The 3,065-nt window shown below is 33.1% G+C and carries 3 protein-coding genes; all 3 read right to left on the bottom strand.

Annotation, left to right across the window (positions count from 1 at the left end; genetic code table 11):
- Positions 1-413 precede the first annotated feature (413 nt).
- Positions 414-1,214 carry a hypothetical protein gene (locus HW347_RS20510; RefSeq protein WP_225902008.1) on the bottom strand — a complete coding sequence of 267 codons (801 nt, stop codon included), beginning with the start codon at positions 1,212-1,214 and terminating at the stop codon, positions 414-416.
- 162 nt (positions 1,215-1,376) lie between these two features.
- Entirely contained in the window at positions 1,377-2,069 is a 693-nt protein-coding gene (locus HW347_RS20505) for a hypothetical protein (protein ID WP_214613587.1), read from the bottom strand.
- Positions 2,070-2,525: 456 nt separating this feature from the next.
- Positions 2,526-2,921 carry a hypothetical protein gene (locus HW347_RS20500; protein ID WP_214613586.1) on the bottom strand — a complete coding sequence of 132 codons (396 nt, stop codon included), beginning with the start codon at positions 2,919-2,921 and terminating at the stop codon, positions 2,526-2,528.
- Between the last annotated feature and the right edge of the window lie 144 nt (positions 2,922-3,065).

Below are 3,065 nucleotides of genomic sequence, written 5' to 3'. Positions count from 1 at the left end.
ATTGCTGTGACTTCTGGAATATATGCCCAGTTGTGTGTAGTTATCTAAAGTAGGTAGTAAAGTTGGCAAAAACAAAATAGCCTTTATAAAAGTCGCGGCATGCCCGGACCGTTGAGGGAAATGAGTGGTACGGGAGTCGTGAAAAAACGGCTATTCATGCAGTACGTGTTTTTTTGCAGCGGAGTAACACGGCCTTTAGGTCATTTCCCTCAACGGTTCGGCTATGGCAAGTAGGGCAGGCAAGGAAACTTTTCGTTTCCGTCTGGTCTACGAGCCAGAGCTTTTTGTTTTGTAATTATCTTTATTTTTTTAATTGCCAAATCCAAAAGATTTGGCGGACTTAGTAAACAAGCCCAAGCCATTAAATATAGCACTTTACGCCCTATTTGTTATAGCCATTGTTAGGCAAAGTATTATTTCCGAAAGTCCGATAAGAGGAAATCAAAGTCCTTTCGTATTTTCGAAATTTTCTCTTTGGTATCTAGTTTTTCCGCTAGTTCAGGTTTCAAACTTTTCTGAATAGTTTCAAAATCTAGGTCCATATATTGTTTAAATCCCATTGCCATTAGTTGGCTTAGTAAAAGCTCACAATGAATCTTTAGTCGTTCAATATCAGATTTGAAAATATCTCGGCTATGTTTGATTTTCTCATTTTTATCATAAGATTCAAATTCAGGGTGAATCGGTTCTTTTATTGGAAATCCATCGTAATGTTTTATACAGTTTGAAATGTAATTAATTCGGTTCGTTATTGGGAAATGGTTATGGGATTTATAAATATTTATTCCATATTCCTTTTGGCAGTATTCTTTAATATTTAAAAGGTCATTTTCTTCATTCACGTCCTTCATAAGAAAGTCCGTTGCTCCGACTAGAGCTTTTAGATAGGATTCATATTTATGAAAAAGTCCGATATATCCTAGTCGTATTGTTTCATAAAGGTTTTCTTTCAAGTCCTCTTTTTTGATATTTAACAGATGTTTGTATTTTGATTTTGAAATCTGTGTCCAACTGTCAGCAATTGATTTATTTGAGGCGGGTATATAGTAATTCAGAAATAAGGATTGAAACGTGTCCATTTCAGAAATAGATTTGACCACAAAATCAAACATTTTACGTCCCTCTTCGGTTTCTTGTAATTTTCCAAAATCCGCTGTGTTTGCAAATCCTTTCGCGAGCTTTTCAATTAAGCTGTCAATTGGATTGATTTTCATGGTTTTTTATATTTTGCCTAACGTGATTGTGTATGGTTAGTTGCGTGGTTAAGCAACTAATTTAGTAAACAAAAACGAACGCGAGAAAATTCCGAAGGAATTTTCCAAATAAGCACTTGCCAAAGCAATTAATTATACACGGTGTTAGCAAACGTATTTTTATTAATCCCTTTTTGCTATTTTTTGTACTGTCTCACAATCAAATAGTAAATGACTCATTAAATCTTTTAAAAATTCATCTACACTTTCCTCAAAAGGCAATTCATAAACTTTCATCGTCTTTTCAGCGTATTTTGATGAAATACTCGAAACAAGTATTGAAAAACTATCCATATTCAATTTATCTAATTCTGAAAGTTTTTCACAAGATTCTTTAGAAACAGATTCAATTAAGTCACGTTTTCTTTTATTCTTTTTTCTTTCTTTTTTGCTTAATGATTTATTTAGGTCAATTTCCATACTCGGAAGTAAGTTTTCCTGAAGGTAATCAGTTTGTTCAAGTGTTAGTTTTTCATTCGCAAAGTAATATTCAACCGCTTTGCAGGTTTTAAAAGCTAAAACTTTACTTAATTTATTTTTCACACCAATTCTCCCAATAATATTTATAATTTCTTTAATTGTCAGTTTGCTGTTCAAATCTGAAATAATTACAACGCCTTCGCTAAATTCAAAGCTCTCTTCTGTATATAATTTATTAGAATATAGAATTTTATAAGAAACGATTTTTTGAGATTCAATTTCCGTATCGATTTTTTCAAATCCGCTTTCACAATCCAATTCAGATGTATTTTGCGCAAAATTGATTGTCGATATTAATAAAAAAAGAATTAAGAATATATTTTTGCTGATGTTCATTTATATGTTTGCTAACGGTTCGGCTATGACAAGTAGGGCAGGCAAGGAAACTTTTCGTTTCCGTCTGGTCTACGAGCCAGAGCTTTTTGTTTTGTAATTATTTTTTCTTTTTTAATTGCCAAATCCAAAAGATTTGGCGGACTTAGCAAACACGTCCAAGCCTTTAAATATAGCACTTTATGCCCTATTTGCTATAGCCATTGTTGCCATTAGTAGCGAAACACAACAGTAAGCACAGGCTCTTTACGCTGCTTATACAACGATTAGAAACCGATTCCATTTCGATTGCGCAACTATTGCGCAGATTAGAAGGTTCGTAACACGTTTGAGTAGAATCCATTTCCATAAACAAGCTAAAAAGTCCATCAACATAACAGTTGCGTTTGCGTCTGTCCAATTGAACAAACGATTAAACTAGAAAACCAATTAGTTTATTGGATGTTTTGCAGCACAGTTTTAAATATGTTCATCGTTTAAATGACTGCCTAACTTATTATCTTTTACTAATTCCAAATATTTAATTTTCAAGTCCTTCATTTGATGAAACCCGTCCATTTTTAAATCAAAATTTTCTAAAATCCATTTTCTAATGGTTTTAAAATCCGCTTCTAAACTTTTGTTTTCATATTCGTCCAAAACGTTTACTGTTTCAAACTCTGCTACATCGTTAAAGATTTCGTCTCCCTCATCAAAACTTCTAACCAAGGTAGCTCTATAATTGGTGTTGCTTTTTTCAAGTTTTATCCAATCAAATGTTCTACTTTCAAAGTATGCATCAACCTTTAGAAAATGGGCAAGTACTTTTCCTAGTTTTAGGTATAATTCAATTTTGTTTTCAGGTATTATTTTCATTTATGAGCTATTAATGGCAACGGTCCGGGTATATCTTCCGGAAGGCGCAGCCTACCGAGTGGAAGATTGCTGTGACTTCTGGAATATATGCCCAGTTGTGTGTAGTTATCTAAAGTAGGTAGTAAAGTTGGCAAAAACAAAATA

It is taken from the genome of Zobellia barbeyronii (assembly GCF_018603515.1).
In the GTDB taxonomy this organism is placed as follows: domain Bacteria; phylum Bacteroidota; class Bacteroidia; order Flavobacteriales; family Flavobacteriaceae; genus Zobellia; species Zobellia barbeyronii.
The sequence above is the reverse complement of the archived record's forward strand: the minus strand, read 5'-3'. Positions and strand labels throughout refer to the sequence as shown.